General features: G+C 48.7%; 23 protein-coding genes and 1 pseudogene. 8 read left to right on the plus strand and 16 right to left on the minus strand.

Features of this window, described 5'->3' with window-relative positions:
* Positions 1-7: 7 nt before the first annotated feature.
* From leuB to ilvB, 9 genes are read right to left on the minus strand one after another with little or no spacing between them, the layout of a single operon-like run.
* On the minus strand, positions 8-1,072 hold the full coding sequence (gene leuB, locus CELL2_RS01900) for a 3-isopropylmalate dehydrogenase (RefSeq protein WP_011943025.1): 1,065 nt from the start codon (positions 1,070-1,072) through the stop codon (positions 8-10).
* 3 nt (positions 1,073-1,075) lie between these two features.
* Entirely contained in the window at positions 1,076-1,576 is a 501-nt protein-coding gene (leuD, locus tag CELL2_RS01905) for a 3-isopropylmalate dehydratase small subunit (RefSeq protein WP_011943026.1), read from the minus strand.
* Positions 1,577-1,580: 4 nt separating this feature from the next.
* Entirely contained in the window at positions 1,581-2,834 is a 1,254-nt protein-coding gene (leuC, locus tag CELL2_RS01910) for a 3-isopropylmalate dehydratase large subunit (protein WP_038033705.1), read from the minus strand.
* A 1-nt stretch (position 2,835) separates the two neighbouring features.
* A complete protein-coding gene (leuA, locus tag CELL2_RS01915; RefSeq protein ID WP_038033703.1) occupies positions 2,836-4,377 on the minus strand; it encodes a 2-isopropylmalate synthase in 1,542 nt (513 codons plus the stop codon).
* A complete protein-coding gene (gene cimA, locus CELL2_RS01920; RefSeq protein WP_004081335.1) occupies positions 4,364-5,980 on the minus strand; it encodes a citramalate synthase in 1,617 nt (538 codons plus the stop codon). Before cimA ends, leuA begins: the two co-directional genes overlap by 14 nt.
* A gap of 12 nt (positions 5,981-5,992) precedes the next feature.
* Positions 5,993-7,657: a dihydroxy-acid dehydratase gene (gene ilvD / locus CELL2_RS01925; RefSeq protein WP_038033701.1), complete on the minus strand. Its 1,665-nt coding sequence runs from the start codon at positions 7,655-7,657 to the stop codon at positions 5,993-5,995.
* On the minus strand, positions 7,647-8,657 hold the full coding sequence (gene ilvC / locus CELL2_RS01930; protein WP_004081338.1) for a ketol-acid reductoisomerase: 1,011 nt from the start codon (positions 8,655-8,657) through the stop codon (positions 7,647-7,649). The genes ilvD and ilvC overlap by 11 nt, the downstream gene beginning before the upstream one ends.
* Positions 8,657-9,172, minus strand: coding sequence for an acetolactate synthase small subunit (ilvN, locus tag CELL2_RS01935; protein WP_004081340.1), 516 nt, complete (start codon positions 9,170-9,172; stop codon positions 8,657-8,659). Before ilvN ends, ilvC begins: the two co-directional genes overlap by 1 nt.
* A complete protein-coding gene (ilvB, locus tag CELL2_RS01940; protein WP_038033699.1) occupies positions 9,169-10,914 on the minus strand; it encodes a biosynthetic-type acetolactate synthase large subunit in 1,746 nt (581 codons plus the stop codon). Before ilvB ends, ilvN begins: the two co-directional genes overlap by 4 nt.
* Before the next feature lie 228 nt (positions 10,915-11,142).
* On the opposite strand from ilvB, the gene CELL2_RS01945 reads away from it, so the two are divergent.
* Genes CELL2_RS01945 through CELL2_RS09485 form a run of 6 tightly spaced genes read left to right on the plus strand, consistent with a single transcriptional unit; the run spans position 11,143 to position 17,158 of the window.
* Entirely contained in the window at positions 11,143-13,305 is a 2,163-nt protein-coding gene (locus CELL2_RS01945; RefSeq protein ID WP_038033697.1) for an aspartate kinase, read from the plus strand.
* A complete protein-coding gene (gene thrC / locus CELL2_RS01950) occupies positions 13,305-14,351 on the plus strand; it encodes a threonine synthase (protein WP_012310513.1) in 1,047 nt (348 codons plus the stop codon). Before CELL2_RS01945 ends, thrC begins: the two co-directional genes overlap by 1 nt.
* Positions 14,348-15,193, plus strand: coding sequence for a homoserine kinase (thrB, locus tag CELL2_RS01955; protein WP_012310514.1), 846 nt, complete (start codon positions 14,348-14,350; stop codon positions 15,191-15,193). Before thrC ends, thrB begins: the two co-directional genes overlap by 4 nt.
* 11 nt (positions 15,194-15,204) lie before the next feature.
* The gene (locus tag CELL2_RS01960) at positions 15,205-15,939 is read left to right on the plus strand and encodes an ABC transporter ATP-binding protein (protein WP_038033691.1); all 735 of its coding nucleotides are present in this window, start codon (positions 15,205-15,207) and stop codon (positions 15,937-15,939) included.
* Complete coding sequence (locus CELL2_RS09480; protein WP_241208682.1) at positions 15,921-16,433, plus strand: ABC transporter permease; 513 nt, start codon at positions 15,921-15,923, stop codon at positions 16,431-16,433. The genes CELL2_RS01960 and CELL2_RS09480 overlap by 19 nt, the downstream gene beginning before the upstream one ends.
* A 38-nt stretch (positions 16,434-16,471) precedes the next feature.
* Positions 16,472-17,158, plus strand: a complete 687-nt coding sequence (locus CELL2_RS09485) for an ABC transporter permease (protein WP_241208683.1) — start codon at positions 16,472-16,474, stop codon at positions 17,156-17,158.
* Here CELL2_RS09485 and CELL2_RS01970 read toward each other — a convergent pair.
* Genes CELL2_RS01970 through CELL2_RS01980 form a run of 3 tightly spaced genes read right to left on the minus strand, consistent with a single transcriptional unit; the run spans position 17,150 to position 19,588 of the window.
* Positions 17,150-18,280 (minus strand): NADP-dependent malic enzyme, encoded by a 1,131-nt coding sequence (locus CELL2_RS01970; protein ID WP_011943037.1) that lies wholly within the window; start codon positions 18,278-18,280, stop codon positions 17,150-17,152. The two genes, CELL2_RS09485 and CELL2_RS01970, sit on opposite strands and share 9 nt — an antisense overlap.
* Before the next feature lie 5 nt (positions 18,281-18,285).
* Entirely contained in the window at positions 18,286-18,780 is a 495-nt protein-coding gene (locus CELL2_RS01975; protein WP_011943038.1) for a FumA C-terminus/TtdB family hydratase beta subunit, read from the minus strand.
* A complete protein-coding gene (locus CELL2_RS01980) occupies positions 18,770-19,588 on the minus strand; it encodes a fumarate hydratase (RefSeq protein ID WP_011943039.1) in 819 nt (272 codons plus the stop codon). Before CELL2_RS01980 ends, CELL2_RS01975 begins: the two co-directional genes overlap by 11 nt.
* Before the next feature lie 45 nt (positions 19,589-19,633).
* Between CELL2_RS01980 and CELL2_RS01985 the strand changes: the two are divergent.
* Together CELL2_RS01985 and CELL2_RS01990 are read left to right on the plus strand one after the other, a co-directional pair.
* A pseudogene (locus tag CELL2_RS01985) lies at positions 19,634-20,913 on the plus strand (TrpB-like pyridoxal phosphate-dependent enzyme).
* Between the two features lie 13 nt (positions 20,914-20,926).
* Positions 20,927-21,781, plus strand: a complete 855-nt coding sequence (locus CELL2_RS01990; protein WP_038033684.1) for a cation diffusion facilitator family transporter — start codon at positions 20,927-20,929, stop codon at positions 21,779-21,781.
* Here CELL2_RS01990 and CELL2_RS01995 read toward each other — a convergent pair.
* The 4 genes from CELL2_RS01995 to CELL2_RS02010 all read right to left on the minus strand — a co-directional run bounded on the left by CELL2_RS01995 (position 21,778) and on the right by CELL2_RS02010 (position 26,023).
* A complete protein-coding gene (locus CELL2_RS01995) occupies positions 21,778-24,054 on the minus strand; it encodes an ATP-binding protein (protein ID WP_029683201.1) in 2,277 nt (758 codons plus the stop codon). The genes CELL2_RS01990 and CELL2_RS01995 overlap by 4 nt on opposite strands.
* A complete protein-coding gene (locus tag CELL2_RS02000; protein ID WP_038033683.1) occupies positions 24,051-24,635 on the minus strand; it encodes a hypothetical protein in 585 nt (194 codons plus the stop codon). Before CELL2_RS02000 ends, CELL2_RS01995 begins: the two co-directional genes overlap by 4 nt.
* A 182-nt stretch (positions 24,636-24,817) precedes the next feature.
* Positions 24,818-25,435 carry a hypothetical protein gene (locus CELL2_RS02005; protein WP_008192245.1) on the minus strand — a complete coding sequence of 206 codons (618 nt, stop codon included), beginning with the start codon at positions 25,433-25,435 and terminating at the stop codon, positions 24,818-24,820.
* 6 nt (positions 25,436-25,441) lie between these two features.
* Positions 25,442-26,023 (minus strand): sigma-70 family RNA polymerase sigma factor, encoded by a 582-nt coding sequence (locus CELL2_RS02010; RefSeq protein WP_004081373.1) that lies wholly within the window; start codon positions 26,021-26,023, stop codon positions 25,442-25,444.

Raw genomic sequence — 26,023 nt, forward strand, 5'->3', positions numbered from 1 at the left:
GGGCCCTTCACCATATTTCTTCGAGTTTTTTACATATGAGATCTCCCATCTGAGAGGTCGAAACCGCCTTTTCTGGATCCTCTGCGATGTCTCTGGTTCTGTATCCCTCTTCTATCACCAGCTCAACCGCTCTTTCTATCTTTCTTGCCTCTTCCACCATTCCAAAGGAATGCTCGAGCATCATGGCGAGAGAGAGGATCTGTGCGATCGGGTTGGCGATGTTCTTTCCGGCTATATCAGGAGCGGAACCTCCTGCCGGTTCGTAGAGGTTCTTATCACCGAAAGACGCGGACGGCAGAAGACCAAGAGAACCAGGAAGTGCCGCGCTCTCATCCGAGAGAATGTCTCCAAACATGTTCGTTGTGAGGATCACATCGAACTGCGATGGTTTCAGGATGAGCTGCATGGCAGCGTTGTCCACATACATGTGCGTCAGCTCCACATCAGGGTATTCTCTCGCTACTTCGTTCACAACTTTCCTCCACAGCATGGAACTGTAGAGGACGTTCGCTTTGTCAACGGAGGTGACCTTTTTTCTTCTGTTTTTTGCGATTTCAAAGGCAGTTCTCGCGATCCGTTCCACGGTTTTTCTGTCGTAGATCATGGTGTCGAATCCCTTTTCTTCATCCAATCCCCTCGGCTGGCCGTAGTAAACTCCGTAGGAAAGTTCCCTGACGGTCACAAGATCGACCCCGGATCCAATCACCTTTTCTTTCAAAGGAGAGACATGCACAAGCGATCTGTAGACCTTTATCGGTCTTATGTTTGCGTAAAGGTTGAGCATCTTCCTTAGGGCAAGAAGCCCCCCTATTTCCGGCCTCTTCTCCGGAGGAAGATCGTCCCATTTAGGTCCTCCGACGCTTCCAAGGAAGATCGCGTCGGCTTCCAGACATATCTTTTTTGTCTCTTCAGGAAGGGGTTCACCGAATTTGTCTATGGCATCCCCTCCGATGTGTCCAAAGACTTTCTCAAAGGTTTTCCCCGTTTTCTTTTCCACCACCTCGAGCACTTTCAGAGCTTCCCTTACAACTTCAGGACCTATACCGTCTCCAGGTAAAACCGCTATCTTCATCCGTCACTCCCCCACTTCTTTGAGACAGTATTCAAGCCATCCACCCGCTTCCATGATCTTCATGAGAAACTCAGGATATGGTCTTATTCTGTACTCTTTCCCTTTCGTGAGATTCCTCACCACTCCGTTTTCCAGATCCACCTCTGCTACGTCTCCCTCTTCGAATTCGTCGGCTTCTTTCAGTTCGACGATGGGGAGACCGATGTTTATAGCGTTTCTGAAGAAAATCCTTGCAAAAGACTTGGCTATGACACAGGAGATTCCAGCCGCCTTTATGGCAACGGGAGCGTGTTCCCTCGAGGAACCGCATCCGAAGTTCTCTCCTGCCACGATGATCGATCCTTTTATATCGTCTCGTCTTCCAAAGCCGGGTCTCGCGTCCTCCATACAGTATTTTGCGAGTTCCTGAGGGTCAGAAGTGTTGAGGTACCTAGCCGGTATGATCTCGTCCGTGTTCACGTTGTCCCCAAAAACGAAAACCTTTCCCTTTATCTTCACCACCATCACCTCACAGCTTTCTCGGATCTGCGATGTATCCTTTTATTGCGCTGGCCGCCGCCACTGCGGGAGATGCCAGGAAAACCTTGCTGTTCGGATGTCCCATCCTTCCAACGAAGTTCCTGTTCGTTGTGGAGATCGCAACCTCTCCTTCCGCGAGCACTCCCATGTGTCCGCCAAGACAGGGTCCACATGTGGGCGTGGAAACGGCGCAGCCCGCATCGATGAAGATGTCGATGAGTCCTTCTTTGAGAGCCTGTTTGTAAACCTTCTGGGATCCCGGAATTATGATGCATCGAACGTCCGGTGATACCGTCCTTCCCTTCAGGATCTGCGCGGCAAGTCTGAGATCTTCTATCCTTCCGTTGGTACAGCTTCCTATCACCGCCTGATCTATCTTTATTTTCTCTTTCTCAGCTTCGGAAACGTCCTTCGCGTTGGATGGGAGGAAGGGATAGGCAACCTGAGGTTCGAGTTCAGAAAGGTCCATTTCCACTTCTCTCACGTATTTTGCGTCTTCGTCCGGGTACATCTCTTCCACTTCTATGCCTCTTTCTCTTTCGTAGGCGATGGTGATCTCGTCCACCGGAAACAGTCCCGTCTTTCCTCCCGCCTCGATCGCCATGTTCGAAATGGTGAAACGGCCGTCCATGCTGATCTCTTTCACACCCGGTCCAGAGAATTCTATCGCCTTGTAGTTGGCTCCATCCACACCGAGTATCGAGATGAGCTTCAACACGAGGTCTTTGGCAGTCACCAGATCTCCGAACTTCCCGCGAAGAGTCACCTTTATACTCTCGGGGACACGGAACCACACCTTTCCTATGAGGTAGAAGCCCGCGATGTCGGTGGACCCCACTCCGGTCGCGAACGCTCCAAGGGCTCCGTAGGTACAGGTGTGTGAATCCGCACCGACCACGAGATCTCCGGATTTCACGATTCCTTCTTCTGGAAGCAGTACGTGTTCAATTCCCATCCTGCCTATTTCGAAGAACTTTTCGATCCCCTGCTCTCTGGCGAATTCTCTCATCATCTTTACCTGCATGGCGGATTTTATGTCCTTGTTGGGGGTGAAATGGTCTGGAACGAGCACCACTCTGTCTGGATACTTCACTTTCTTTCCACCGTACTCCTTGAACTTCTTTATCGCAAGCGGAGCCGTTATGTCGTTCGCGAGAGCGATGTCCGGCTCCAGAAGGAGAAATTCTCCCGGTTCCACCTTTCTTCCCGCTTTTTGAGAGAGTATCTTTTCTGCGAGTGTCATCTCACTCAGCACCTCCGTTTTTTCTGAGAAGGCCTTTAGCGATGAGGTACTTGTTTATCGCGTTTATGTAAGCTATCGCAGAGGCTTCCACTATGTCCGTGGAAACACCCCTGCCGCTGTAGAGTTCGCCGTCTATTCTCAACGTGAGTTTGACTTCTCCCTGCGCGTTCTTTCCTGTTCCAACCGCCTGAATTATGTACTCTTCGAGCTTCGGCTGTATACCGAGCGCTTTGTCTATGGCCTTGAAAATGGCATCCACCGGTCCGTTTCCTGCCTCTGCTGCTTCTCTCTTCTCGTTTCCAACCTGAAGCACGACCGCCGCAGTTGGAAGCAGTGTGTTTCCGGTGTGTACATGGAAGTGAACGAGTTTGTAACCGTTGATGGGTTCCCTCAAAACTTCAGAGACGATCGAGAAAAGATCATCGTCGTAAACCTCTTTTTTTCTGTCGGCGAGTTCTGTGAATTTCTCGAACACTTTCTGGAAAGTCTCTTCGTCGAGTTTGATGCCGTATGTCTCCAGTTTCTTCCTGAGGGCGTGTTTTCCGGAGTGTCTTCCAAGCACGAGCGTCTCGGAAGACCTGCCGATATCTGAAGGTTTCATGATCTCGTAGGTTTCTCTGTGTTTCAGCACACCGTCCTGGTGTATTCCCGACTCGTGAAGGAACACGTTCTCTCCCACTATGGGTTTGTTTCTGGACGGGATGAGCCCCGTTATGTGTGTGAGGAGTCTGGAAGCGGGGTATATGAGCTCCGTCTTTATACCCGTCTCGTAGGGAAGTTTGTCTTTCCTCACCTTGAGGATCATCACGAACTCTTCCAGGGCGCAGTTTCCTGCCCTTTCTCCGATGCCGTTCAAAGTCACCTCGACCTGGGTGGCTCCGTTCTGAACGGCGGCAAGGGAGTTCGCCACGGCGAGTCCGAGATCGTTGTGACAGTGCACAGAGAGATCGACGTTTTCTATACCGGGCACACCCTCCCTCAGAGTCTTTATGAGTTCTCCAAACTCGTCGGGAAGGGCGTACCCCACCGTGTCCGGAACGTTGATCGTAGTGGCTCCGGCTTCGATCGCCGTCTTGTAAGCCTCTATCAGGAAGGGAACCTCCGTTCTCGAAGCGTCTTCCGCCGAGAACTCCACGAGGTCGAAGAACTGTTTGGCGTAACCGACGTATCTTCTGATCCTCTCGAGGATCTCTTCTTTTTCCATTCTCAGCTTGTACTTTCTGTGAATCGGAGAAGTCGCTATGAAAACGTGTATCATACGTTTGTCCTTTGGTCGATCCTTGAGAGCCTCGTATGCTGCGTCTATGTCTTTTTCAACGCACCTTGCGAGTCCCACCACTATGGGTTTCTGAACGGCGCTCGCAACTCTTTTCACAGCCTCGAACTGCACGGGAGATGAAACGGGAAACCCGGCTTCGATGAGATCGACGCCGAGATCCTCCAACATGAGCGCCATTTCTACTTTTTCTTCAATCGACATCGAAGCTCCCGGGGATTGCTCTCCGTCTCTCAACGTTGTATCGAAGATCTTAATTCTCCTCATCGTTTCTCATCTCCTCTTCATCCTTGTGAAGCTTGTACTCTAAGGATTCGAGAAGAGCGGTCCAGGAAGCCTCTATGATGTTCGGTGAGACGCCCACAGTTCCCCACCTTCTCTTTCCATCGCTGGACTCTATGAGAACCCGTGTTGTCGCTTTGGTGCCCGCCTGCTCGTTCAGGATTCTCACCTTGTAGTCCGTGAGTTTCGTGTCTTTCAAAGATGGATAGAATTTCTCGAGGGCTTTTCTCACCGCTCTGTCGAGCGCTTCTACCGGTCCTTCTCCTTCCGCTGCTGTGTGTTCAAAGGGTTCGTCGTGTCCCAGTCTCTTCGCAACTTCGTCCGGGACTCTGACTTTCACGGTTGCTTCGGAGAAACTCTCCTCATCCCTGTTCTTTATGGTCATCACGGTGAAACCGAGAAACTCAAAGTACTTCTTTCTTTTCCCGAGCATATCCCTGACGAGAAGCTCGAAAGATGCCTCCGCACCCTCGAAGTGGTACCCCTGCGCTTCCAATTCCTTGATCTTTTTGAGGATCTCCCTGACCTTGGGCGATGACTCATCTATTTCGAATCCCATTTCCTTTATCTTCTCCAGCACGTTGCTCTTACCGGAAAGTTCCGAGATGGATATGATCCTTCTGTTCCCCACGAGTTCCGGGTCGATGTGTTCGTAAGTCCTTGGATCGCGTTTTATGGCAGAAACATGGACTCCTCCCTTGTGAGCGAAGGCGTAATCACCCACATAGGGCATGTTCTCGATGTGGGGCCTTCCGGAGAGTTCTGCCACGAGGTGTGCCACATCGAAGAGCTTCTTCAAGTTTTCCTTTGGTATAACCTCAAGTCCCATCTTGAGAACGAGATTCGGAATCACCGAACAGAGATTCGCGTTTCCACATCTCTCTCCAAGGCCGTTTATGGTCCCCTGGACGTGCACGGCTCCCTTTCTCACAGCCGCGAGTGTATTCGCCACCGCCACATCCGAATCGTTGTGAGCGTGTATTCCGAGCGGAGCTTTCACGTGCTTTTTCACATCCTCGATGATCTCCTCGATCTCGTGTGGAAGCGTTCCACCGTTCGTGTCAGCGAGAACGAGACAATCAGCCCCCGCTTCTTCAGCCACCTTCAGAGTTTTGAGGGCGTACTCTCTGTTCGCCTTGTACCCATCGAAGAAGTGTTCCGCGTCGTATATCACCTCATCGGCGAATCTTTTGAGATATGAAACTGTGTCGTATATCATCTTCAGATTCTCTTCGAGTGTCGTTCGCAAGGCTTTTTCCACGTGAAGATCCCAGCTCTTTCCAAAGATCGTGTAAACAGGTGTTTCCGCTTTTATGAGGGTTTGAATGTTCGCGTCTTCTTCTATTTTCACATCGGGCCTTCTTGTGGAACTGAAGGCCGCCACTTTCAGATTCTTGAAGTTCATACCTTTTACAGCTTCAAAAAACGCTATATCCTTCGGGTTGGAGCCAGGCCAACCCCCTTCAAGATAGTGAACACCGAGGTCATCGAGTGCCTCGGCAATTCTGATCTTATCTTCGAGTGAGAAAGAAACTCCAAAGGCCTGCGCACCGTCCCTGAGCGTTGTATCGTAGACCTTTATACTCAAAAGACCACCTCCTCAGGGCTTCCTGAAGGTTGCCCCCTTGCTCGCCGACTGCACGAAGAACGCGTACCTTCTCAGGTAATCGCTGTCCACTTCTTTCACCAGAGGCGTGAACTCTTTCATTCTTCTTTCGAACTCTTCGTCTGAGATCAAGAGATTCAGGGTTCTTTTTTCAAAATCTATCTCGATGAGGTCCCCGTCTTTCACGATACCTATAGGACCGCCTTCTGCCGCTTCTGGAGAAACGTGACCTATCACGGCACCGTGCGATCCACCCGAGAACCTACCGTCTGTGATGAGAGCCACGTCCTCCGCAAGGCCCATCCCCACGATAGCGGAGGTGGGTGAGAGCATCTCCCTCATCCCGGGACCACCCTTCGGTCCTTCGTAGCGAATCACAACCACGTCTCCTTTTTTGATCTTTCCAGATAGAATGGCTTTTGTCGCCTCTTCTCCGTCTTCAAAGACGACGGCCGGGCCAACGTGGTGCATCATCTTCTCGGGAACACCGGAGAGTTTGGCAACCGCTCCTTCCGGAGCGAGGTTCCCGAAGAGGATACCGAGCCCGCCCTCTTTGTGGTACGGATTATCGAAGGGCCTGATCACATCTTCATTCAGGATCTTAGCTTCTCTGACGAGATCTCCAATCTTTCTCAAATAGATGGTCATGGCGTCTTCCTTCAAAAGACCATTTTCCTGGAGACGTTTCATCACAGCGTAGATACCACCAGCATCGTCGAGATCCTGGATGTGGTACGGACCAACGGGAGAGATGTTGCAGATGTGAGGAATCTTCCTGCTGAGTTCGTCAAAGAGCTTTATATCGAAATCTATTCCAAAACTCTCGGCTATCGCCTTCAAATGCAGAACTGTGTTCGTGGATCCTCCCGTTGCGAGATCCACCATGACAGCGTTCATGAAAGAGTCCAGAGTGACGATATCTCTTGGTTTTATATCTCTTTTCACGAGTTCCACAACGAGTATTCCCGCTTCTTTCGCCATTCTCAACCTCTTCGCATGTACGGCCGGTACAGTCCCATTCCCCCTCGGTGCGATTCCGAGAGCTTCCGCCAGAGAGTTCATCGTGTTCGCGGTGAACAATCCAGCACACGAACCGGCACCCGGGCACGCGAGATCTTCTATCGCTTTGAGCGTTTCTTCATCGACTTTTCCCACTTTGTATCCACCAACCGCTTCGAAGACGGTGATGAGATCGATGTCTCTGCCGTTGTAGCGACCTGCGAGCATGGGACCGCCGGATATCAGAACGGACGGGATGTTCAATCTTCCCATGGCCATCATCATGCCGGGTGTGATCTTGTCGCAGTTGGGGACGAAGACCAAACCATCGAAGGGGAAACCGCTTGCAACGATCTCTATGGAGTCCGCTATGAGTTCCCTCGAGGGCAAGGAAAACTTCATTCCCCTGTGATCCATGGCTATTCCGTCACAGATCCCGATCGTTGGAAAGACGAAAGGAACTCCTCCGGCCATTCTCACACCGGCTTTCACCGCCTCGACAACCTTGTCAAGGCGGACATGGCCGGGAATGATCTCGTTCCACGAGGACACTATGCCGATGAAAGGCCTTCGCATTTCGTCGTCCGTTATTCCGAGTGCCTTCAAAAGAGATCTATGAGGAGCCCTTTCGAGGCCCTTTTTTATCACATCACTCCTCATCGACGTTCCTCTCCTTGAGCCATGGCATCATTTTTCTGAGTTCTTTTCCCACTTTTTCTATGAGATGTTCGGATTCTTTCTTTCTCATGGTGTAGAAGTAGGGTCTTCCCGCCTGATTCTCGAGTATCCAGTCTTTAGCGAACTTTCCTGTCTGAATGTCCTTGAGCATCTGCTTCATGTTCTCTCTCACTTCTTTTGTAACGATCTTTTCCTGACTGATGTAGTCACCGTACTCTGCGGTGTTGCTGACGGAGTATCTCATGAAGGAAAGACCACCTTCGTAGATGAGATCAACGATGAGCTTGAGCTCGTTGAGACACTCGAAGTAGGCAATTTCCGGTTGATAACCCGCATCCACGAGAGTTTCAAAACCGGCTTTTATGAGAGCCGTTACTCCACCGCAGAGGACCGCCTGCTCTCCAAACAGGTCCGTTTCCGTCTCTTCCTTGAAGGTCGTCTCTATCACACCAGCTCTCGTCACGCCGATACCTTTGGCGTAGGCGAGCGCTATATCTTTGGCCTTACCGGTGTAGTCCTGATAGACCGCTACAAGAGCCGGCACACCCCTTCCTTCGACGTATTCTCTTCTCACGATGTGACCAGGGCTCTTTGGAGCGATCATTGTCACATCCACGTTCTTTGGAGGAATGATCTGATGATAGTGGATGTTGAACCCGTGGGCAAACATCAGCATCTTACCCTCGGTGAGGTGTTTTTCTATGTACTTTTTGTAGATCTCCGGCTGGTGTTCATCGGGAATGAGTATCATGATGATGTCGGCCTCTTTTGCCGCCTCTTCTATTGTTTTCACGGTGAGACCCTGTTCCTCCGCCTTCTTCCAGCTCTTGCTTCCTTCCCTCAATCCGACCACAACGTTGAGACCGCTGTCTTTCAGATTCAACGCGTGCGCATGCCCCTGACTCCCGTACCCTATGATAGCGATCTTTTTGTCCTTGATCAGATTGAGATCCGCGTCCTTGTCGTAATAAATCACTGCCATCAGAATCCCTCCCCTTCTTTTACGTTCCACCTGTTCATGGCTACGATACCTGTTCTCGCTATTTCCTCCACCTGCTTCTGAGGAAGAAGATTTATGAAAGCCTCCACTTTGCTTCTCGCACCAGTGATTTCTATGATTGCGCCTTCTCTGGAAACATCGATGATCTTACCCCTGAATATCTCGACGAGCTGGAAGATCTCCTGTTTGTCCTCATCGAACCTCACCTTGATCAGAGCCATTTCTCTTTCCACGCGGTTCTCCGGAAGGGGATCGATGGGAGTTACCTTCACAACCTCCACGAGTTTGTAGGCCTGTTTTTCTATCTGTTCTATCGTTTTATCGTCGCCCTTCACCATTATGACGAGCCTAGAAAGACCCGGAGTTTCCGATTCTCCAACGGTGATACTGCTGATGTTGAACCCCCTTCTGGCGAACAGGTTCGCCACCTTCCTCATTACACCGGGTTTATTGTGAACGAGCATGGACACAAGATGCTCTCGAATCTGGTCCGTCATCTTTCATCACCTCTCCTGCTCTCTTCGATGACCTTCAGAACTCTTTCCACGAAGGTTTCGTCGTATGGGGCTTCAATGAGCGGTGTTCCCACGTCTCCTCCCGGTGGTACCATCGGAAGAACGTTCTCGGCGGGATCAACGACGGCGTGAATGAGCATCGGCTCTTTGGATTTTGCGAGTTTCTCGATCGCTTCATCGACCTGATCGGGCTTTTCTATTCTCATTGCTTTTATACCAACAGCTTCCGCTATCTTCGCGAAATCCGGGTTGTCAGACAGAATGGTGGCAGAGTATCTGCAGTTGAAAAAGAGCTGCTGCCACTGTCTCACCATTCCCAGCGCTTTGTTGTCCATCACGATGATCTTCACAGGAAGGTTGTACCTTTTTATCGTCATGAGCTCCTGTATGTTCATCTGGAAACCGCCGTCTCCGGCAAAAACTACAACCTCCTTGTCTGGGGCTCCTATCTTGGCTCCTATTCCAGCGGGAAGGGCGTATCCCATCGTTCCGAGTCCTCCGGAACACAGGAAAGACCTCTGGTGTTTGAACTTGTAGAACTGAGCAACCCACATCTGGTTCTGCCCCACATCCGCAACGACCACCGTGTCGTCTGGAAAGACATCGTTCACCTTTTCCACAACGTACTGGGGTTTTATGAGCTTCCCATCCCTCTTGTAGGTGAGCGGATACTTTTTCTTTATCTCCTGGAGCTCTTCGATCCAGTCTGAGAAGTCCGTCTCGATTTCGTACTTCAGGAATTCCTCAAGGACACTCTTCAGATCGCCGACTATGGGCACGTCCACCCGAACGTTCTTTCCGATTTCGGCGGGATCTATGTCAACGTGGACTATTCTGGCGTTCTTCGCGAACGTCCTGGGATTTCCGAGGATTCTGTCGCTGAATCTCACACCGAGGGCGATGATGAGATCTGCGTTGGCCACGGCGTAGTTCCCATAGTAAGTACCGTGCATTCCGATTCCTTCGTAGTAAAGCTTCTCGTCGGAAGGATTCACACCGCGTCCCATGAGCGTGCTGACAGCTGGAACCTTGAATTTGTCGATGAACTGGTTCACAAGATCCATGGCACCGGAAAGATTCGCTCCACCACCCACGATGACAACGGGGCGCTTCGATTCTTTCAAGAGTTCAATCGCCTTCTTTATCTGTTTGGGATGGCCTTTCACCGTGGGTTTGTATCCCGGAATTTCCACCGTATCAGGATAGTTGAATTCTCCCTCGGCCGTTTGTATATCTTTTGGAAAGTCCAGAAGGACAGGTCCCGGCCTTCCCGTTGTGGCAACGTAGAACATTTCCTTTATCGCGTAAGGAAGTTCTTCTATACTCGTAACGAGGTGGTTGTGCTTGGTGATGGGCATGGTGATTCCCGTGACATCCACTTCCTGAAAGGCGTCTGTTCCTATGAAAGAGGTGGGAACCTGACCGGTAATCACCACGATCGGAATCGAATCCATGTAGGCGGTGGCTATGCCTGTGACCGTGTTCGTGGCACCTGGGCCAGAAGTGACGATGACCACTCCGGGTTTTCCCGTGACCCTCGCGTAACCGTCTGCCGCGTGTGTGGCTCCCTGTTCGTGTCTGAAAAGATAGAAGTTTATCTTATCCTCGTAATTGCAGAGTTCGTCGTATACGTTGATGATGGCACCGCCGGGGATACCGAAAATCGTATCGACTCCTTCTTTCAGAAGGGCTTCGAATAACATCTTTGAACCTTTCATCTTCACGTGAACCACTCCTCTCGGAGATTGAATGATTATACCAGACCTGGAATAATAAATAAATCACGGGGGGTTTTTAGGAATGGTATATCACTCACTTTAAAATGTCAAGTTGTTGAATCGAATTTTTTGTTAGAAGTAGCATTTTTATCATGAAAATGTAAAATTTAGGATAAGATGAGAACATATCGATCCTTTAAAATGTTCACAAACTCTTCCCAAGGAGTGAGAAAAGTGCGGGTAGGAATCGCAGGGCTTGGAACTGTGGGTGGCAGTATATACCGCATACTGAAAGAAAGAGGAAATGAAATAGAAAAAAGGATCGGTGAAAAGTTCATCATTTCGAAGGTGATAAATCGCTCTCCTCAAAAGTACGAACTGCTTGGCGTTCCGAAAGAGGAGATAGCTTTCGATTTCGATGACCTCATTTTGAACAGCGATGTGATTGTAGAAGCAATAGGTGGAACGGATGTGGCGGTCGATCTTGTGCGACGTGCCTTGGAGCTGGGGCGAATCGTCGTAACTCCAAACAAAAATCTCATCTCCGAATACGGCAACGAGTTCTCAGAGTACATAAAAAAACGGAAGCTCTTCTTCGAGGCATCCGTGGGTGGGGGTATTCCCATCATATCTCTCCTTCAGGATTATCTGATCTTTCAGAAAGTCACCAGGATACGCGGAATAATGAACGGAACGACGAACTACATCCTCACGGAGATGAGCAAGGGAAGACATTTCGAAGAAGTTCTGAAAGAAGCACAGGAACTTGGCTATGCTGAAGCTGATCCCACAAACGACATCGAAGGTTACGACGTGGCGTACAAGGTCTCCGTCTTAGCTGGTGTGGTAACGGGAAGGTTTCCGGGCATAAACAGCGTGCAGTTCGAGGGCATAACCAGAATAGATCCGGAGTATCTAAAAGAGATCGTTCGCTCCGGAAAAAAGCTGAAGCTGATCGAGGAACTCGATTTTTCAACAAACAGATACGAGGTACGTTTGAGAGAAGTGACACCGGAGGATCCGTTCTTCAACGTGGATGGTGTAGACAACGCGATAGAAGTTTCAACTGATCTCGCTGGAGATTTTCTGCTGAAGGGAAGGGGAGCGGGTGGATATCCCACCGCCAGCGCCGTGATAGCGGATCTTTTCAGAGTGGCGAAATACAAAGTGCTCGGCGGTGCCGAGAAGTTCTCGGTTGTGGTGATGAAGTTCGGTGGAGCCGCTATCTCCGATGTGGAAAAACTCGAGAAAGTGGCCGAGAAAATCATAAAGAGAAAGAAGAGCGGTGTGAAGCCCGTTGTCGTGCTTTCCGCCATGGGAGACACCACGGATCACTTAATAGAACTCGCAAAGACGATCGATGAAAACCCCGACCCGAGAGAACTGGATCTTCTCCTCTCGACGGGAGAAATACAGAGTGTGGCTCTCATGAGCATCGCACTCAGAAAGAGAGGCTACAAAGCGATCTCTTTCACTGGAAATCAGCTGAAGATCATAACCGACAAGCGTTACGGATCAGCGAGGATCATCGACATCAACACGGATATCATTTCGAGGTATCTGAAGCAGGATTTCATACCCGTTGTCGCCGGGTTTCAGGGTATAACCGAAACGGGGGATATCACCACACTTGGGAGGGGTGGCTCAGATCTCACAGCGATCGCTCTCGCTTACTCACTGGGAGCGGATTTGTGTGAGCTCTACAAAGACGTGGACGGGGTGTACACGGCGGATCCCAGGATCGTAAAAGACGCGCGGGTGATAAAAGAGCTCTCCTGGGAAGAGATGATCGAGCTCTCGAGACACGGTGCCCAGGTGCTGCAGGCGAGAGCGGCGGAGTTCGCGCGAAAGTATGGTGTCAAGGTTCTCATAAAGAACGCACACAAAGAAACTCGTGGAACCCTTATATGGGAGGGGACAAAAGTGGAGAATCCAATCGTCAGGGCGGTTACCTTTGAAGATGGTATGGCGAAGGTTGTTCTGAAAGATGTACCGGACAAACCCGGTGTCGCAGCACGGATTATGAGAACACTCTCTCAGATGGGAGTGAACATCGACATGATCATACAGGGAATGAAGAGCGGGGAGTACAACACCGTGGCGTTCATCGTTCCGGAGTCCCAACTCGGAAAACTCGACATCGATCTTCTGAAAACAAGAAGCGAAGCAAAAGAGATCATCATTGAAAAAGGACTCGCAAAGGTCTCCATCGTAGGGGTGAACCTCACTTCAACACCGGAAATCTCCGCTACTCTCTTTGAAACACTGGCGAACGAGGGGATCAACATCGATATGATCAGTGCATCGAGCAGCAGGATTTCTGTGATCATAGACGGAAAATACGTGGAGGATGCCGTGAAGGCGATACACAGCAGATTCGAACTGGACAGGGAGTGATGAAATTGGGCATACTCGAAAAGTACAGAAGATTTCTTCCCGTAACAGACAAAACCCCTATGCTCTCTTTGAATGAAGGGAACACTCCTCTCATACCTCTTGTGAACATGAGCAGGGAACTCGGAATAAACATCTACGTGAAGTACGAAGGATCCAATCCGACGGGGTCCTTCAAAGATAGAGGAATGGTCGTTGCCGTCGCAAAGGCACTGGAAGAAGGCTCGAAAGCCATCATGTGCGCTTCAACGGGGAACACCTCCGCATCCGCTGCCGCGTACGCCGCAAGGGCAGGAATAAAGGCGATCGTTCTGATACCAGAAGGGAAGATCGCACTCGGAAAGCTGGCTCAGGCGATGATATACGGCGCCGTGGTGCTTCAGGTGAGAGGGAATTTCGACAAGTGTCTGGAACTGGTCAAGGAGATCACATCCAAATATCCCATCACACTCGTGAACAGTATCAATCCCTACAGACTCGAAGGTCAGAAAACGGCCGCTTTTGAGATAGTCGACGAGCTCGGAGATGCACCGGACTACCACTTCATCCCCGTGGGAAACGCGGGCAACATCTCCGCTTACTGGATGGGATACAAGGAGTATTATCAGCATGGATTCTCCACCAAGCTTCCAAAGATGATGGGATTCCAGGCGGAAGGGGCCGCCCCCATAGTTCGCGGTCATCCCATAGAAAACCCGGAGACGGTCGCCACTGCAATAAGGATCGGTAACCCCGCGAACTGGGAAAAAGCGGTCCGGGCACGCGATGAATCGGGTGGAGACATCGACATGGTGAGCGACGAAGAAATACTGCGCGCACAGAGACTCTTGGCTCAGAAAGAAGGGATCTTCTGTGAGCCCGCATCCGCTGCATCGATAGCGGGGCTTTTGAAGAAGCACAGACAGGGAATCTTCAGGGGTGGAGAGATCGTTGTGTGTACCCTCACAGGGAACGGTTTGAAAGATCCGAACATCGTCATCTCACAGCTCGAACCCCCAAGGACCATAGAAGGAAGAGTAGAAGAGATTCTGGAGGTACTCGACATATGAAGGTCCTGGTACCGGCCACAACGACCAATCTCGGAGCGGGATTCGACGTCTTTGGACTCGCGCTGGATCTTTTCAACGAAGTGGAGTTTTCTTTCGATACAAAAGAGACAACCATAGAAAGTACTGGAAAATACGCTTCGGATTTGAAGGACCACAATCTGTTTTTCGAAGTCTTCAGGTTCTTTGAGAGAAAAACCGGGTACAGAGTTCCGCCAGTCAGGATCAAGCAGACATGCAACATCCCTGTATCGAGCGGTCTTGGATCGAGCGCCGCTGTGATCGTCGCGGCGCTCCACATTGCGAACGAAGGAACGGGCAGAAATCTTTCACGGGAAGATCTCATGAAACTCGCTGTGGAGCTGGAAGGACACCCTGACAACGTTGTACCCGCTTTCACAGGGGGGCTTGTCGTTTGCTATCAAAACGGAAGTCATCTTGATTTCGAAAAGTTCGAAATCGATCTTTCTCTCACATTTTTCGTTCCAAACTTTTCGATGTGCACGAACGAGATGAGAAAGATCCTTCCGGAGAAGGTCCCTTTCGAAGATGCGGTCTTCAACATAAAGAATTCATGCCAGTTCCTTGCAAAGATCGCAGCTGGAAAGATCAAAGAGGCTCTGAAATACGTAGGGGATCGTCTTCACCAGAACTACAGGATAAACGACAATAAGAAGATGAAAGAGTTTGTGGAAGCCATCTTATCAAAAAATCCCGAGTACTGGTTTGTGAGCGGATCCGGTCCTTCTGTTTGTTCCAATATAAATGACTTTGAAGGGATTCCCTATCTCAAGGACGTTCTGAAGCTGAGGGTGAACAACAGGGGGATGATAGTTTCAGAATAGGGGGTGTATCGATGGGGGCAGTGGTTGTAAAGGATCTGAAAAGAAAGATTGGAAAGAAAGAGATCCTGAAAGGAATTTCTTTTGAGATCGAAGAAGGAGAGATCTTTGGTCTCATAGGACCGAACGGTGCGGGAAAGACCACAACACTCAGGATCATCTCCACGCTGATCAAGCCTTCCTCCGGAATCGTCACCGTATTTGGAAAGAACGTTGTTGAAGAACCACACGAAGTGAGAAAGCTGATCAGCTACCTTCCCGAAGAAGCGGGTGCCTACAGAAACATGAGGGGAATCGAATATCTGAGATTCGTCGCGGGTTTCTACGCTTCCAGTTCAAGCGAGATAGAAGAGATGGTCGAACGGGCAACGGAGATCGCCGGTCTCGGTGAAAAGATAAAAGACAGAATCTTAACCTACAGCAAAGGTATGGTGAGAAAACTCCTCATAGCGAGGGCTTTGATGGTGAATCCTCGTCTCGCCATCCTCGACGAACCCACCTCCGGCCTCGATGTCCTCAACGCAAGAGAAGTGAGAAAGATATTGAAACAGGCATCTCAGGAAGGTCTCACCATACTGGTCTCTTCTCACAACATGCTCGAAGTGGAATTCCTCTGTGATCGAATAGCGCTGATTCACAACGGAACGATTGTGGAAACGGGAACCGTTGAAGAACTCAAGGAAAGGTACAAAGCACAGAACATCGAAGAGGTCTTCGAGGAGGTGGTGAAATGTTCGGAAGACTCCTGAAAAAAGAGATAAAAGAGCTTCTCAATCTGGGGACGATCGTTTCTGTCGTTGTGGTGGCTGTTCTGTACGGTTCACTGGGCAACGTGTTCAAAAGCACCGTAGAGAAATCCACTGTTGGTCAGAAGGTGGCGATCGTGAGGGAAGACACAGGAACGATCGCCGAACTCGCAGAAAAAGCACTCGGCAATATGGTGGATATCGTGTACGCAGGAAGTGATCTGAAAGAAGCGGAAGAAGCTGTGAAGAAGGAAAAGGCTTCTGCGATCATTGTGATACCCAAAGGTTTTTCTCAAAGCTTGGAATCAGGTGAAAAAGCGCGGTTGGAAATTGTGTGGTACCTGAGAGGAACCGGCCTGTCAGAAGCGGTCTCCACGGGTATGATCTCATCCCTGATCGAATCCCTCAAGGTGCAGCTTGCTTCATTCTTACTGAACGATCCGAAAAAGCCCAGCTTCTGTTCGATCCACTCGAGATCGTTCAACACACCTACTTGAGGGGCAACCTCTTCGAAAATCACTCACCAGAAGCGATAATGAACGTCTTCTACTCTCAAAACATAATGATTCCCATTCTCATCATGATGCTGATAATCATGTCGGGATCTTCCCTCATCTCTTCACTCGCGCTGGAAAAGGAGAACAAGACTCTCGAGACACTCCTCACGATGCCCGTGAAGAGAGAACACATCGCACTCGCAAAGATCGTGGGAAGTGCGATCGTTGGTCCGATCCTTGCGGGAATATACATGGCAGGCTTTTACAGCTATATGAATTCTCTGACGCAGAATGTTCAGGGAATGGGATTGAACTTTAAGGCTGTGGATTTCCTGCTAATAGGATCGAGTCTCTTTCTTTCCATCCTGGCTGGCCTTTCTCTCTGTATGCTACTCGGTATGATGGCAAAAGACTACAGAAGCGCTCAGCTTCTCACGTTTCCCATTTCGATACTCGCACTGGTTCCGATGATAGCGAACATGATAATGGATTTTTCGAACCTTCCAGGAGTTCTCAAAGTGATCGTTTTCCTGATTCCTTTCTCCCATCCCATAATGTCTCCAAAGCTGGCTTTCTATGGAGACTACGGTCTCATTGTTTCAGGAATTCTGTACCTTCTCATCTTTTCGATTGTCACCACAGTTTTTGTGTTCAGAATATTCAACTCAGATTACGCTGTTCTCGGATGGCAAAGAGAGAAAAGGTTGAAATTCTTCTCACGCTGAACCTTTGACAGCAGTATAGACATTCAGATGAACCTTCATGTCGAAGGCCTCTGGTATGATACGCTCTGGTTCTGGTTCACACGAGCGAGCGATGGCTTCCACGGCGGAGAGAAGCATGTTCTTTGTGATCTTCGATCTTTTTTCCACAGCTCCTTTCATAATGCCGGGGAAAGCGAGGAGGTTATTCACCTGGTTTGGATGATCTGACCTTCCCGTTGCAACGATGAAGGCACCCGCTTCCCTTGCGAGTTCTGGATCTATCTCGGGAACAGGATTCGCGAGGGCGAATATCACAGGTTTTCTGTTCATCTTCCTTATCCACTCTGGTTTGAGGATGTTCCCCCTCGAAACACCTATGAAGAAATCAGCCCCTTCCAGGGCCGTTTCAAGATCGCCCGATAGTCCTTCTGGATTGGTGGTACGTGCGATTTCGAGGTGGTACTCGTTCAAACAGGTCTCCGGATTCTTTTCGTTGAGGATACCTTTTCTGTCGACAGCTACAACGTTTTTTACACCAAGATCGAGTAGAAATTTCACGATGTTGTAGCCAGCGGCTCCTATGCCGTTCACAACCACCTTTACTTCTTCGATCTTTTTCCCCGTGAGTTTCAGCGCGTTGAGAAAAGCTGCGGACACCACAACGGCGGTTCCCTGCTGGTCGTCGTGGAAAACAGGAATGTTCATCTCTTCCGAGAGGCGCTGAAGGATTCGAAAACACTTCGGCGCTCCTATGTCCTCGAGGTTTATGCCGCCAAAGCTCGGCTCTAAACTCTTCACAATGGAGATTATTTTTTCCTCATCCGATTCAGAGAGACAGATGGGAAAGGCGTCGAGATCGGCGAAAGCCTTGAAAAGAAAGGCTTTCCCCTCCATCACTGGAAGGGCACCGTAAGGCCCTATGTCACCGAGTCCCAGAACGGCGCTTCCGTCTGAAACAACGGCAACCGTGTTCCATCTTGAGGTGTAAACGTAGGTCTTTTCTGGATCCTCAGCGCAGATTTTGGCAACGTCCGCGACACCGGGTGTGTAGAGCAGAGATAGCGTCTCCCTATCAACCTTCTCAACAGGAAGGGCAGTTCTTATCTTTCCCTTCAGAAATCTGTGTATCTCGAGTGCATCCATATCTCTCACTCCTTGAAAATCGTGTTCCCACTGCTGTCGATCGCCACGATGAGGGGAAAATCCTCCACTTCTATCTCGTAGATCGCTTCGGGCCCGAGGTCTTCAAAGGCCAAAACTCTCGATTTCTTCACCCTTTTCGAGAGGGCAGCGGCCGTGCCGCTTGGGGTAACGAAATAAACCCTCTTCCACTTCTTACAGGCCTCTATCGCCTTTTTTGAACGCTTTCCCTTCCCTATCGTTGCGATGGCTCCCAATTTGAAAAGCATCTCCAGGTAGTCGTCCATTCGAGCACTCGTGGTGGGTCCTATGGCACCCACGGGCTTTCCAGACGGCGTTTTGGCGGGACCCGCGTAAAAGACAATTTGACCCCTGAGATCCACCGGTGGTTCTTCTCCTCTATCGACGATCTCTTTCAAACGTCTTTGAGCTTGATCTCTCATCACGATGAGCTTACCGGAGTAACGAATTTCCTGACCGGCTTTCAGATCTTCAATCCTCAAAAGTCACTTTCCCCCTTCTGCAGAGGTAACAATCCACCGAAACGGCAACCGGCAGGGTGGCGATGTGGGTCGGAAAATGTTCTATGTGAACGGAGTAAACGGTGATACCCTTTCCGAGACCTTGAAAGCCTATTCCGAGAAAGTTGAGTTCCTTTTCAAGTTCCTTTTCGAGCCCTGCGTACTTTGGATCTTTGTTTCTCTCTTTGAAGCTCTTCGTAAGCGCTAACTTCGAGAGGAGAAGGGCCTTATCGGCTGTTCCTCCGATTCCGATACCCACGTGAAGCGGCGGGCAGGCCTTTGCTCCGTGTTCTTTGATGTGCTCGATAACGAATTCTTTGACTTTCTCCACATCCGAGGTGGGAGTCATCATACGAAGAACCGTGAGATTTTCACTGCCTCCACCTTTCACCAGAAATCTGATCTCAAGGGATTTTCCCTTCACCTGGAAGATGTGGACGATTGCGGGAGTGTTCGTTCCAGTGTTGATTCTTTCAAAGAGTGGATCGGTGACGATCGAATAACGAAAAGGATACTCGCTGTACACCTCTCCAACGGCTCTGTTCAGAGTTTCCTCAATGGGTTCTTCCAGTTTTACCTCGTGACCGATGAAGACGAAGAATTCCACTATCCCTGTGTCCTGACAGAGTGGAAGTTTTTCCTCTTTGGAAACGCGGTAGTTTTCCTTTATTATATCTGAAAAGGGACCTTCGTACCGCTCGATGATTTCTTCTACCTCTGGATTGATCTTTATGTTGGCATCAATGATAGCCTTCTTGATCTTTTCGGAAATAACATGTTTGTTTATCAAAGCTCTTCACCTCAAGAGAGATTATATCACTGAAGGAGGGGGAATATGAGAATTGTTGTGAATTTGAAACCTGAGGAAATCCCAAAGCACTGGTACAACGTACTCGCAGATCTTCCGTTCAAACTCGATCCGCCGCTGGACCCCGAAACGAAACAACCCATTTCACCCGAGAAGCTCTCTGTTATCTTCCCCATGAGTCTGATCGAACAGGAGGTCTCAGAAGAGCGGTTCATCGAAATACCCGAGCCCGTTCTGAAAGAATACGCCGTTTACAGACCCACTCCCCTCATCAGAGCCACTTTCTTAGAAGAGTACCTCCAGACTCCGGCGAGGATCTACTACAAGTACGAAGGAGTGAGCCCCACTGGAAGCCACAAGCCGAACACGGCCATCGCCCAGGCCTACTACAACAAAACCGAAGGAGTCAAAAGACTCGTCACAGAAACGGGAGCGGGACAATGGGGCAGCGCTCTCTCGTACGCCGGCGCCAAGTTCGGGCTGGAAGTGAAAGTGTTCATGGTGAAGATCAGTTACCAGCAAAAGCCGATGAGAAAATACATGATGAACCTCTTCGGAGGAAAGGTAACTCCAAGCCCCAGTGAAGAAACGAATTTCGGAAGAAAGATCCTGAGTGAAGATCCAGACAATCCAGGTAGTCTTGGCATCGCCATCAGTGAAGCACTGGAAGTGGCCGTGTCTGATCCGAACACGAAGTACTCCCTCGGAAGCGTATTGAACCATGTTCTGCTCCACCAGACGGTTATAGGCCTCGAAATCAAGAAACAGCTCGAACTCATAGGTGAAAAACCAGACATCTTACTGGGATGTCACGGAGGAGGATCGAATTTTGGAGGAACGATACTTCCCTTCGTTCCAGACAAACTTTCCGGAAGGGATATCAGGTTCGTCGCCTGCGAGCCCGCCGCGTGTCCATCCTTGACGAAAGGGAATTACGATTACGATTTCGGAGACACCGCGGGACTCACACCTCTGCTGAAAATGTACACCCTTGGAAAGGACTTCATTCCTCCGAAGATACACGCGGGAGGTCTCAGATACCACGGCTCCGCTCCGATAATCGCAAGACTCGTGAAAGAAGGACTTGTGGAGGCACAGGCTTTCGATCAGGACGAGACGTTTGAGGCAGCGAAGATCTTCGCAAAGCTCGAAGGAATAATTCCCGCCCCGGAATCCGCTCACGCCATCGCAGGAGCCATAAGGGAAGCAAAGAAAGCGAAAGAAGAAGGAAAAGAGAAGGAAAAGAACGTGTGATAGTATTCACTCTGAGCGGCCACGGTCTGCTCGATCTCACAGCGTACGTGTGAGGAGGTAAAACACGTGAAGAAGAAACTGCTGTTCTCCATATGGCTGAACGCCATCATAACGCTCTTTGAAGTGGTCGGCGGCTTGATATCCGGGAGTCTCGCCCTTCTGGGCGACTCCCTTCATAATTTTTCCGATACCATGAGCCTTCTCGGAAGCTTCATCGCGATGAAGATCAGCGAGAAACCGAAGAACAAAAAGTACACCTTCGGCTACAGAAGAAGCGAAATCATTGTGGCTTTCTTGAACTCCGTATCCATCTTCGTTGTTTCAACACTCGTTGTCATCGAAGCGGTGAAAAGATTGGTAAACCCCGCCACCGTTCACACGTCGGTGCTTCTCCTCGTCTCCTCGATAGGTCTCACTGCCAACTTCTTTTCCGTCATCCTTCTTCACACCCACAGCAAAGAAAGTATGAACGTTCGATCTGCGTACCTGCATCTCATCGCAGACACCCTGTCCTCGATCCTTGTGGTTCTTGGGGCTGTTTTCATGAGGGTCTGGAAAATATACTGGCTCGACCCTGTTCTCGCCTTCGTTATAGCCTTATACATGTTCAAAGAAGCCTATGAGATAGTGAAGGAGTCTCTTGAAATTCTCATGGAAGCTTCACCGAACCTGGACTTTGAGAAAATAAAGGAGGAAATTGAAAAAATAGAAGGTGTGAGGAACGCCCACTATTTTCACGCCTGGAGAGTGGGAGAGAAAGAAATCCACTTCGAGTGTCACGTTGAAGTGGACAACATGGAACTGAAAGACGCCCAGAAGATCATAGACGAAATAGAAAAAAGATTGAAAAAATACGGGATAACCCACACCACCGTTCAGCTCGAATGTGAAAGATGCAGCAAAGAGATGATCTGCAGTTAGAGTTTCAAAACGGGTTCTTCTTTCAAAAGCCTCCTGTCGCTGGTGAATAGTACAACCTGTCTGGTCTTGGACACCTCTTTCAGTTCCTGCCAGAGTAGGTCTATCTTCTCATCGTCCAGATCGACAAAAGTGTTGTCCACAACAAGGGGACTCTCAATCTCCAGAACACGACTTATAAACCTCTTCATCTGAAAACTCAGGAGTTTCAAAGCGGAGGTGTTCAACACATCGACAACCTTTTTTTCTTCGGGAACGTTGATCGTCACCATCAGATCCGGAGAAACCTTGAAAACCTGACTTTCTTTGAAGAACCTTCTGTAAACATCCGTCAACTCTACTGCCAGATCCCTTGTGTAACCCCTCAACAGTTCCTCGTGTTCTTTTTTGATCCGATCCTTAAACTCGGGAATGTAACCAATGGCCCGCTCAAAAATCTCGAGTTCAACCTTCTTCCTGAAAAGCGCTTCCAGAACATCGAAAGGTTCTTCGAGAGGTGAAACCACGAGTTTCTCCAGTTCACTTTCTATCTGTTCCACTTCTCTTTTGAGTTCTTCTATTATCGCGTTTGATCTGCTCGATTCTATCTCTTCTTTTTCTTTCATGAAGTTAGCGATTTCTTTTTCCAGTGAATCTCTGGTTTTCCTCAGATTTGCACGTCTTTCCAGAAGGTCTCTCAACACCTTCAATTCATCTTCGCTGTCGACTCCTATTTCCTTCAGCGTGTTTTTCAGTACTTCTTCCTGCTCTCTGGAGTACTCCTGCAGTTCTTCCAGATTCTTTTTCTTGGCAGATAGAGAAGCCTCAACGGAGCTTTTCAAAATCAGAAGTTCTCTCATCTGTTCTTCCACGTTTTCAACCGCCTTTCGTGGTTCACTTCCGTACTTCGAAAGAAACGGTATTCTTTCGAAGACCTTCTTCACGATCTGATCCCTCAAAAATTTTTCGAGTTCTTCGATGTTATCAACACCTGCGGTTTCCTTCAGCTTGCTCACGATCTGGTTCTTTCTCTCGATCAACGACCTCTTTTGCGTCGAAAGATTCATGAGCTCACTTTCAAGTTCAAACAATTTCCTTCTCAACCTGTAATAGTTCCACATGGAAACCACGGAGGCACCTGTTCCTGCCAGTGTCAGATAGAAGAACAGGTATCCCGACTTGAGAAAGGCAAAGATGATGGAAACCAGTGCAAAGGTCAGGAAAACGGCAACAAAAATCCTGAAAATAGAAAGTGTTTTGTCGAAGCGCTTCATGTCGTCACCTGTATTTTCGATCTTTGCCTGAGTTTCTTCGAGTTTTTCATCTATTTCCCTGAGAGGCTCTCTGAGATGACCTATTATCTCGTTCAGCTTTGCTTTCTGTTCGTTTTCCACCAATTCTATCTGTAACTTCATGTTCTCCAACTTGAGTTTCAGTTCTTCAAGACTGCTGACGGAGAAGTCTTTCATGATCGTCTTCAGTCTTTCTTCCGTATCTTTCGATTTTTCCTCGAGTGATTCTATCTCTTTTTCCAGTTCTTTACCGCGCTCTCTCAAATAATCCAGTTTCTGGGCAATCTCGATCGCTTCACGAACTTTTTCTTCGGAAACCGCTGTTTTCCTTTCGATCTCCTCGAGTTCTTTTTCAACACGGAGAAGCTCCGCTTTCATCTCATTGATTCTGGCTTCGATAGAAGACAATCTCTCAGATTTTTCACTCTCGAATCTATCGATCTCTTCCTCCAGAAGTCTTCTCTTCTCCTGAAGATCCCGCGAAAGCTCTTTCTTTCTCTTCAAAACCAGAAGGAGCGATCGCCTTTTTTCTTTCCAGGCCTCAACTCTCTCTTTCAGGTTTGAGATCTCAGCCTCCAGTTCTTTCGTCTTCTTCATCAAGACAGAGAAATCCTCGTTCAATATCCTTTCAAGTTCCACTGCTTCGGGTCTGTTTCTGTAGCTTTCCATAAGGAAGGAAGCGACCTTTTTCGAACCGTTGAGGGTGTTGTCCACTCCCTCCGATATGAAAGAAGTGAAGGAAAACAGTTCGGGATCCAGTCTTCCCTGACCGAATTCCACCCTTCCCTCACTCGTCTCGAGATATCCCCCAAACCTGTTCGAAAACCATGGCCTGTAGTTCTCAAGTTCGGGAAGCTCTCCCGTGAGGCAGTATCTTATAAAATTCGCAAGGGTGGTTTTTCCAGCTGCGTTCCCTCCGAAGATGATGTTCAACCCGCTTTTCAGGGGGAAAGAAAAATTCTCGAATTTTCCAAACCCTTCAACGTGTACACGCTCTATTTTCATGTTTCATCCCCCGTTTCGATTTCTTCCAGCAGCAATGCATCAAGCTTTGGCCGGTTTTTCTTTTTCAAGATTTTACCAGTGAACTTTACGCTTCTTCTGTTCTTTATTCTCTCAACTTCCCTATCCCAGAAGATCCCTTTCAAAAGGGTAAAAGACTCCTCGGGAACTTCCATCAATTCGTCGAAAACGCTTATTTCTTCGAGCTTCACTTTGAAACCCGAAAGATCTATTCTTTCGAATTTTTCACCATCGTACACGAGGCATTCACATTTTTCAGAGAGGGGAGAAGACGTGAACTCAGGGTAGGAAAAATCCAGCCTTCGTTCAACAGAAACATCGAGATAATCCACGATCTCATCCAGAACAATCGAATTCTGAGGAATATAGTCCTTTATGAATTTTTCAGCGATGATAGGATCCACCTCTTCTGAAAAGAGGTTTATAAACACAAACACTCCTTCAAATGTCCTCAAGACGTGGTTCAAAAGTTCAAGTTTTGCGCTGTCCAGTTCTTTCCGAAAAAACAACCAGCCCCCCGGGTAGTCGAAAAACCTCAAACCTTTGATCAAAATGTACTTCATTTCACCCCTCCTTTTTCAAGGGTTTTTCAAGAAAATTTAAGGCGTTCTTTTTGATCGTTTCAAGAGGATGTTACGGAGATCGGTTAAATTCTAACTTGCGTGTCCCTCATCCCCCCGATCCCCCTGACCCGATGAAGACAAGACACAAAGTATGGGAGGGACGAAAGTCCCTCCTTGTGTTTTTATTTAGGTATGTAAAGCTTCAAATCACGCTCGATGTTGTCTATTCTGGTCTGCTGCACCTGAACGATCTTCGTGGGATGGTAGGTTGTACCAACCCCGAAAACGAGCAGGAACACCCTGTTTGGAATCCCCACTATTAAGGTGGCGTCTCGTGGTATTACAATATCGTATTCTGTGGAGATCTTCGGTTTTTTGTAGTAGAAGAACCTGTAAGGTGAAAGACCTGGCTTCACATCCCTTGAAAAGAGTACTTCATTTCCGTCCTTGACGGTGATCCACACGGGATCGTTCCCTATGACAAAGATCCTCATGTATCCAGTCGTGGGATCGTCTTCGATCTCAGAAAATATCCTTTCAAAATCCACGCTGGCTTTTTCAAAGTATTCGTACGCAGTTATATAGCGACTGATAATGGAATTGGGTTTCAGAAGTTCCTCTACCACCTTCAGTCGTTCCTCGTAACTCTTCAGTGTAGATTGAAACTGTTTTTCCACTTCGTCCATCCTGGCTTCAAGCTTCTTCAAAAAATAGAAATTGAAAACAGACAGCACGAAGAAGAGTAAAATAGCGATGACTATCAAAGAAGCGAAAAACGTTACGAGACTGTCTTTTTTCATCTTCGATCACCCTAATCCAGAAATCATTCTCTTCACCTTCTGAACCGTGTTGTCAACTTTCTTTGTGTTCACACCGAGCTCTTTCGCTATCTCGCTGTATGAGCATCCATCAAGCCATCTGAGAAAGATCTCTTTTTCTTTTTCATTCAATAGTTCAAGGACTGTTTCTAAAATTATGCCAGAAAATGCGCTTCTGGCAACATCGGTCTCGCTATCGGGCACTTCAAAAGGTGCGTCATCTTCCTCTTTTTCCATACCATCCACGTTCACAGCGTCTGAGAGCATCCTGTTCTTCTTTCTGTTCAGATAAGTGAGAAAGGACTTTATCTCGGAGTCAACACTCCTCCATGCAAAAGACGTGAAAGAGCTTTTGGTTTTATCGTAATAGAAAATCGCCTTTATCAATCCCACAAGGCCGTTTTGAACTATATCTTCGTGTTCGGCCCAGCTCGCAAAATACTGGGAAGCGATCTTAACAACCATAGGGTAATACTTCTCAACAATGAGGTCGATGGCTTCTTTGAATCCTGCCTGCGCGTACTCAACGAGTTCTTCAACTCTCTTACTTCTCAGTCTGTATTTCAGCAT

The organism is Thermotoga sp. Cell2 (assembly GCF_000789375.1).
GTDB classification, from domain to species: Bacteria; Thermotogota; Thermotogae; order Thermotogales; family Thermotogaceae; genus Thermotoga; species Thermotoga petrophila.

Bases quoted from the DNA above. Each gene is read 5' to 3' on its own strand.
- leuB (WP_011943025.1), bottom strand. From the start codon at position 1,072: ATGAAGATAGCGGTTTTACCTGGAGACGGTATAGGTCCTGAAGTTGTA.
- leuD (WP_011943026.1), bottom strand. From the start codon at position 1,576: ATGGTGGTGAAGATAAAGGGAAAGGTTTTCGTTTTTGGGGACAACGTG.
- leuC (WP_038033705.1), bottom strand. From the start codon at position 2,834: ATGACACTCGCAGAAAAGATACTCTCTCAAAAAGCGGGAAGAAAGGTG.
- leuA (WP_038033703.1), bottom strand. From the start codon at position 4,377: ATGAGGAGAATTAAGATCTTCGATACAACGTTGAGAGACGGAGAGCAA.
- ilvD (WP_038033701.1), bottom strand. From the start codon at position 7,657: ATGAGGAGTGATGTGATAAAAAAGGGCCTCGAAAGGGCTCCTCATAGA.
- ilvC (WP_004081338.1), bottom strand. From the start codon at position 8,657: ATGGCAGTGATTTATTACGACAAGGACGCGGATCTCAATCTGATCAAG.
- ilvN (WP_004081340.1), bottom strand. From the start codon at position 9,172: ATGACGGACCAGATTCGAGAGCATCTTGTGTCCATGCTCGTTCACAAT.
- thrC (WP_012310513.1), top strand. From the start codon at position 13,305: ATGAAATTGGGCATACTCGAAAAGTACAGAAGATTTCTTCCCGTAACA.
- thrB (WP_012310514.1), top strand. From the start codon at position 14,348: ATGAAGGTCCTGGTACCGGCCACAACGACCAATCTCGGAGCGGGATTC.
- CELL2_RS01960 (WP_038033691.1), top strand. From the start codon at position 15,205: ATGGGGGCAGTGGTTGTAAAGGATCTGAAAAGAAAGATTGGAAAGAAA.
- CELL2_RS09480 (WP_241208682.1), top strand. From the start codon at position 15,921: ATGTTCGGAAGACTCCTGAAAAAAGAGATAAAAGAGCTTCTCAATCTG.
- CELL2_RS09485 (WP_241208683.1), top strand. From the start codon at position 16,472: ATGAACGTCTTCTACTCTCAAAACATAATGATTCCCATTCTCATCATG.
- CELL2_RS01970 (WP_011943037.1), bottom strand. From the start codon at position 18,280: ATGGATGCACTCGAGATACACAGATTTCTGAAGGGAAAGATAAGAACT.
- CELL2_RS01995 (WP_029683201.1), bottom strand. From the start codon at position 24,054: ATGAAAATAGAGCGTGTACACGTTGAAGGGTTTGGAAAATTCGAGAAT.
- CELL2_RS02000 (WP_038033683.1), bottom strand. From the start codon at position 24,635: ATGAAGTACATTTTGATCAAAGGTTTGAGGTTTTTCGACTACCCGGGG.
- CELL2_RS02005 (WP_008192245.1), bottom strand. From the start codon at position 25,435: ATGAAAAAAGACAGTCTCGTAACGTTTTTCGCTTCTTTGATAGTCATC.
- CELL2_RS02010 (WP_004081373.1), bottom strand. From the start codon at position 26,023: ATGCTGAAATACAGACTGAGAAGTAAGAGAGTTGAAGAACTCGTTGAG.